Source organism: Paracoccus aerius, assembly GCF_014656455.1.
Taxonomy (GTDB): domain Bacteria; phylum Pseudomonadota; class Alphaproteobacteria; order Rhodobacterales; family Rhodobacteraceae; genus Paracoccus; species Paracoccus aerius.
Map to the genome: position 1 here is coordinate 1 of NZ_BNCL01000055.1, position 6,223 is coordinate 6,223.

Annotated in this window: 6 protein-coding genes; 5 read left to right on the forward strand and 1 reads right to left on the reverse strand. The window is 60.9% G+C overall.

Annotated elements, in window-relative coordinates:
* Positions 1 to 224: 224 nt before the first annotated feature.
* A complete protein-coding gene (locus IE224_RS20320; RefSeq protein WP_191313295.1) occupies positions 225 to 2,603 on the reverse strand; it encodes an AI-2E family transporter in 2,379 nt (792 codons plus the stop codon).
* Between the two features lie 347 nt (positions 2,604 to 2,950).
* Between IE224_RS20320 and IE224_RS20325 the strand changes: the two genes are divergently transcribed.
* From IE224_RS20325 to IE224_RS20345, 5 genes are all read left to right on the forward strand, one after another.
* A complete protein-coding gene (locus IE224_RS20325; protein ID WP_191313297.1) occupies positions 2,951 to 3,682 on the forward strand; it encodes an ElaB/YgaM/YqjD family protein in 732 nt (243 codons plus the stop codon).
* A 245-nt stretch (positions 3,683 to 3,927) separates the two neighbouring features.
* Entirely contained in the window at positions 3,928 to 4,737 is an 810-nt protein-coding gene (locus IE224_RS20330; RefSeq protein WP_268246575.1) for an alpha/beta fold hydrolase, read from the forward strand.
* A gap of 196 nt (positions 4,738 to 4,933) precedes the next feature.
* The gene (locus IE224_RS20335) at positions 4,934 to 5,143 is read left to right on the forward strand and encodes a cold-shock protein (protein WP_099650590.1); all 210 of its coding nucleotides are present in this window, start codon (positions 4,934 to 4,936) and stop codon (positions 5,141 to 5,143) included.
* A gap of 40 nt (positions 5,144 to 5,183) precedes the next feature.
* Positions 5,184 to 5,441, forward strand: a complete 258-nt coding sequence (locus IE224_RS20340) for a hypothetical protein (protein WP_229849496.1) — start codon at positions 5,184 to 5,186, stop codon at positions 5,439 to 5,441.
* A 68-nt stretch (positions 5,442 to 5,509) separates the two neighbouring features.
* Positions 5,510 to 5,887, forward strand: coding sequence for a DUF6481 family protein (locus IE224_RS20345; RefSeq protein WP_191313299.1), 378 nt, complete (start codon positions 5,510 to 5,512; stop codon positions 5,885 to 5,887).
* Positions 5,888 to 6,223: the final 336 nt, after the last annotated feature.

Genomic DNA, 6,223 nt, shown 5'->3' on the forward strand with positions numbered 1-6,223 from the left:
CTGATCAGGAGCGTGTTCATGTCAGGCGCCTCCCTTATAGAAAAATCAACAGGGCAAGCCTGTGAAGCGTTCCATCCGCTCCGTTGCAACGAATGAGGACGCGCTGGAAGCTGGAAAAGCCGGCCAAAGTTGGTGACGGCCATCGTCAGGCCAACATAAGAATGCCATCTGTTCAGGGCCCTTTATGAAGGGCTGGTTCGTGCTTTCGAGAAGGGGCAAGAGTTCTATTCGGGCACCGGTTGGCCTACAGTCGCTGACACCGCTGGCTGCTTCGGCTCATCGACTGGTGGAGCCTCTTCTCCTGTCAGGCGTTCAACCACCTCGGCGGCAAGGGTTTCCAGAAGCTCGCGCTCCTTGTCTTCCAGGTCGCGCACCTCGTCGTGGATCAGGCACAAAGCCCCCAGAACCCTACCATCCACCAGCCGTATTGGCGCGGCGGCAAGAGTACGCGCGGACCAGGCACGCAAAACTGTGTTCTCTGCCAAGAGTGGGTCGCGTTCGACGTCGGGAACGATCAGCGACTCCGCATCTGCCAGCAGAAGAGAGGCCAGAGACGTATCGGTTGGAAGCATCATCACACGGGACCGAGGGTCAATATCAAGGCCAGGCAGTTCGCGGTTGGCTCCGAGCAGCAACTCCTTGTTGGTACCGAGGAGAAGGATGGCTGCTGTCTTGACATTAAACACATCGGCGGCTCGGATCGCCAGATCATTCAGGTCCTCACGCAACTCCTGATCATCCAGCGACAGCTCGTCGAAGGTCCCGTTTCGGGTTGCCCCGGCTCTGGGGTCCTGGACGGCATCCGTCCTCTTCTCCTCCCCTTTTCGCAACAACAGCTGAATACGGCGTGTGGCCTCGTTGATAGACGCCGCAACGGCATCCGCGCCAAGCGGTTCGGCACCATGCTTGTCAAGCTCCTCCAGAGGCACGCCCCACAGGCCTAGGACGATCTTGACCTGGGGCCACCGCGCTCGCAGGCGGCGAGTCAGGTTGCGGACGGCTGCGTCGGGTTCGCGGCTAAAAAAGCTCAGCACCACGATCTGAACGCCTTCCAATTCCAAACTGGCGACATAACGCGATGTGGTGCTGCCATGAGCCTTGGTGGCCGCCGGCACACCGTCCAGTTGCAGGCTATGGACAAGCATCTCGCAAGCCTGCCGGTCGATTTCCCACTTGCCGGGGATGCAGGCAACATGGGGCGCAACGCCTTCCGGCACCTCGGTAGAATACTCCGCGCGGATTGCCTCAAGCAGTTCGTCCATGCCGTTGGCAATCCGCAGTCTATGTTCGGCGCGAGCGTTGATAATGTAATCGATGCTGGCCTGGCGCAGCACCTCCATCCCCTCGTCGTTATAGAACCCGCTGACGGATGTCTCTTCGATTGCGTCTTCCGCAATGTCGATGGCGTCGTCGGGATCGTTCGCGATCAAGCGCTGATAGATCCGTGTATGACGACTGAGGGCGGGACTGGAGCCGAGCAGCGTCTCTAGGATCGACAGCTGCGGAATGTAGCGGCCGACAACCAGCAGGCACACGGTCAGCGGCGTGGAGAGGACCAGTCCGACCGGTCCCCAGATCGCCGTCCAAAAGGTTGCGGCAGCAATCAGCGACAACACCGAAAGCCCTGTGCTGGTGCCATAGAGCATCGGCTCGATCACATTGTTGGAGACAAGCTCCAGCACCAGGATCAGCCCGGCCGTCATCAGCACCATGTTCCATCCGGGATCGACTGCAAAGGCCAGGCTCAGCGGGAAGACTGCCGACAGGATCGGCCCTACATAAGGAATGAAGCGCATGACCGCGGCCAGTGTGCCCCACAGGATGAAGCCCGGCACCCCGATCAGCCAAAGGCCAAGCGCCATGGGGATCGCGTAGGTGACGTTCACCACCAGTTGCATCAACAGGTATTTCGAGATCCGCTTGCTCGCTTCTTCCAAGGCATCGGTGGACCGAAACATGTTGCCACCAAGTAACCTCAACAGCCTGTCGCGGAGATCGCCCTGGTCCAGCAGGATCAGCACCACGAAGACCAGCACAATGCCCGCCGTAGCCAAGGGTGCGAGCAATGGCGACAACCACATCAACGCAGTTTCAAAGGGCGATACCGGTTCGGGAACCACTTGCACCCGCTGAGGCGGAACCGCGTTTGTCTCGCCCTCCCCCACAACCTCGGCCACTTCCTTTTGGACGGTGTCGACGGTCTGCATCGCCCCTTCCAGAATGCCCGGACCCTTCATCCGTGCGCCCAGTTCCTCGATTTTGCTGCGGATGGTGGTCTGATACGTCGGCAATTCAGCGCTGAGCGACCGCATCTGAATGCCTACCAGCGTTCCCACCGCGCCCAGCACGCTCAGCACCAGGACCATCGTCAGGGCAACTGCCAAGATGCGTGACAGTCCTCGTCGCACCAGCCAATGCACCGCCGGGCCCAGGGCAAAGCTGATCAGAAAGGCAATCGCCAGCGGGATCAACACCGCCTGTCCAAAATAAAGGGCGGCGACGATGATCGTTGCAATCACAAGCCCCGCCGCCACGCGCAGGACGTCGGCTTGCTGGGCTTGAATCAGCGGCTTGGCGCTGCGCGGTGGAAGAGGTGGGATCACAGGGGCACCAATCGGTTGAGGTCCAGATGCAGAGAGAAGCCGATGAGGCAGCTTAGCTGATCTTGTCCTCGCATCCAGCGTTCGTTCCTTCAGCAAAAACGACCTAATCTTTCAGGAACTACTCTTCTCCCTGCAACGTGGAGTCTGCGCCAGATGGAGCGGATGAGGCCATATGGTCTGGTGACAGACGAGGGCGCCTCTTCCAGCGTGAATGCGTGCGACATCCTCAAGGAAGCAGGCTTTCGCTGCTATGAGGTCGCGATCGGCGAAAAGGCCATGGAGATGTGCAGGCGACCGGACAGAACGTTCAGCTACTCTTCACACTCGCCAGGAGGCCACCCGGCGAGATGAGCGGCTTTGAACTGGCGCGTCTTTGCGTCAGGGTGGCCAGATATCGGTATTCTCGTTGCCTTTGCCGGCGTGACGTCGGGACCGGACGACCTGCCGAGGGTGAGGAGAAGCTGTTCACTGCCGACGTCGTTCACAAGCATCCCCTCGACGATCAGGATGAAACTGCTCGTTGGTTCATCGGGCACGATCTATCTCCTATGGTCAATGCAGGACAACAAAAGGCATGGGGTCGCATTTCAAAAATCCTTGACGCTCAGCATAGGCACAAATTCCTGCTGATTTTTGCCCAGCTTGGAAGGACCTTTGGTCAACATCATGGAACACCTAGGGCCGCATCAGGTTGTTCTTGCAGAAGCAAGACAATCAGAAAGACCGTGAGAATGGCGCAGAACCTGACCGCTGAACACGTGCAAAACTCCGAGGCGACTGCAAGCGGATTGATCGACGATCTCAAGGAGTGTGCCTCCCACTTGGCCGAACGTGGTGCCTTGACCGTGGGCGACACGCTGGATACGGGGCGCGAGTATGTGGCGCGCATACGGAACGCAGGACAAGACCTTGCCGGAGGCGTCTATGAGACCGGGCACCGGAAGGCCGAGGAAGCGGCGTTCTATGCGGAGCTGGGCTATGAGGAGGCGCGGGACTGGGCACGCAGCCATCCCTCGCAAGCCTTGGGCATCGCGGCGGGGATCGGCCTTCTGCTCGGCATCCTGGTCGCGCGCCGTTGAAATGCGCATCCGCCTTAAGCGACAATCCGAGCGCAGCCAGGGCCGCATCTGACGGGAACGGGTGGAACCGAACGCCCTTTCCGGAGGCCCGTGCAGACGGCAAAGGTTCCGGTTCCGGTCAAAGATCCCGAACGTGGCGGATCGGGCTTGCCGCCGCAGGCATTCTGGCAGCCACAGCGGTAGCCAACCACCAGCTTGCAAGGCGGGCCGAGCAGCACAATCCCCCTGTCGGGCGCTTCATCAACGTGGACGGGGTCCGCCTTCATTACCTGGAGCGTGGCGAGGGACCGCCACTGGTTCTGCTGCACGGCAACGGCAGCATGATCCAAGACTTCCTTTCAAGCGGGCTTGTTGACCTAGCGGCCCGGCAATACCGCGTCATTGTGTTCGACCGGCCCGGCTATGGGCACAGTTCACGGCCACGCGGCAGGGTGTGGAGCCCGCAGGCCCAAGCCGATCTCTTCCGTAGGGCGCTCGAGCGGCTTGGCGTGTCACGGGCGGTGGTCCTGGGTCATTCCTGGGGGGCCTCGGTGGCCGTCGCAATGGCCCTGAACCATCCGCAGATGGTCCGGGGCCTGGTTCTCGCCTCCGGCTACTACTATCCGACGGCGCGGGTCGACATGGCGCTTCTTTCCGGACCGGCCGTGCCGCTGCTGGGTGACGTGTCCCGCTACACCATCGCGCCTATCGCCAGCAGGATCATCTGGCCGCTTCTCCTGCGTAAGATCTTCGGCCCTGCCCCGGTCCCAGCGAAGTTCCAGGCCTTTCCGGAAGAGATGGCAGTGCGCCCGTCCCAGATCCGCTCCGAGGCGGCGGAGTCGGCCCTTCTGATCCCGTCCGCTACCGCGATGTGCAAGCATTACGCTGACCTGACAATGCCGGTCGCCATCGTCGCGGGTGCCGAGGACCGCCTGATCGATCCTGCCGCGCAGTCGCGCCGCCTTCATCAGGCGATTGCCCAAAGCAGCCTCCATCTTGTTCCGGGCTGTGGTCACATGGTGCATCAGACAAGCCCAGAAGCCGTTATGGCAGCAATAAAGGCTGCCTCTGGCTGAGAGGGACCGACAGTGTCATTGACAAAACAGCTGGCCAATCCTACCTGTTGCCTACCGATATTTGTCTGCCGAGCTATGATTGTTGCGCGTTTGGCACCGCGTTCTGAGCTGATCTCCCTTTCAAAGTCGCTATGCCTTCTCGTCGCGCATCATTGATTGCGCTGCGGTCAATACATTTGCCTTGAAAGGGTTCATCATGACCACCGGCATCGTCAAATGGTTCAATTCCACCAAAGGCTTCGGCTTCATCCAGCCCGACAACGGCGGCCCGGACGCATTCGTCCATATTTCGGCCGTCGAACGCTCGGGCCTGGGCGAACTCGTCGAAGGCCAGAAGCTGTCCTACGACATGGAGCGCGACCGCAAGTCGGGCAAGATGTCTGCCAGCAACCTGCAAGCTGCATAAGCAGGAGACGTGCCCTTGTCGGATCCGGAACAGGATTCTGTTGACAGGGCAGCTTGAAATTGGGGTCAGTCAGCTGCCTGGCCCTTTTGTTTCCCTTGGCCAGGACAGCATGATGTCGCACCACAAGACGCCGCGCGAGCAGGCTGAAAGCCATTTCAGCAAAGTCGGCTCGCCCGCCACTGCCCGCGAGCGGGCGTTTGAAGAGCGGGACGTGATGAAGGCTGTCCAGGACGAAAAGACCCAACGGCTGCGCGAAGCGCGCCTCGCGCGAGACGGGCAGGGTCCCAAGCGGCCGTAATACTCTGCCCCGCCAGGACATATCTAGTCCTGATGGGCGTTCACACACCAAACACCTGGAACAGAGATTTGAGAACGAGCAAGAAGACCGAACTCGCTGAACGTCGTGGCACGGCCACGGAAGCAAAAGCCGCCCTTCTTCAGGCCTACCGTGCCGCACAGAAACCCGCGCCTCAGCGCGAGGCCCGGCAGCAGGAACGCATCCGGATCGCCGAAGCGCGGGAAGCCCGCCAGACGGCACGCGAACAGGCCAGGCTTGAGGAACAGGCCGGTCTGGACGCGGAAGCCCAGGAGCGTAAGGCCGTCCTGGCCAAGGCAGCCACGGCAGAGGCCGACGCCCGCGAGCACGCCGAGAACCAGAGGATCACCCGCGTTCTTGACGACGAGGCCATGCGCAAGGCCATGCGCGACCAGAGATACGCAGCCCGCAAGGCACGGCAAGGCTGACAGGCCAGTCGCGATCGGACTGAATGTCCGGTCGACTGTCCTGGCCTGGTCGTTCTGGACGGTCGTTTGTGACACGATGGCAATCAGGGAGCCCGCAGCACTTCAGTGCCGAGGCTCTCACTCATCCGAGCGCAATCCTCTGCGGTCATGATCAGGCAGTGCCAGAGCCTGTCCTCAATCGCGGCCGCCTCATGCCTATCCTGCTGACGACCACGGCACCCGTCATCCTGTTCCCGGCAGTCGAACCTCAGCTTGAACCGCCCCGGGTTTACCGGAGAGTTTGTGGTTCAATGATTAGGCTGCTTTTTCGGCTGCGTTCAAGCTTGCGTAGAAGGC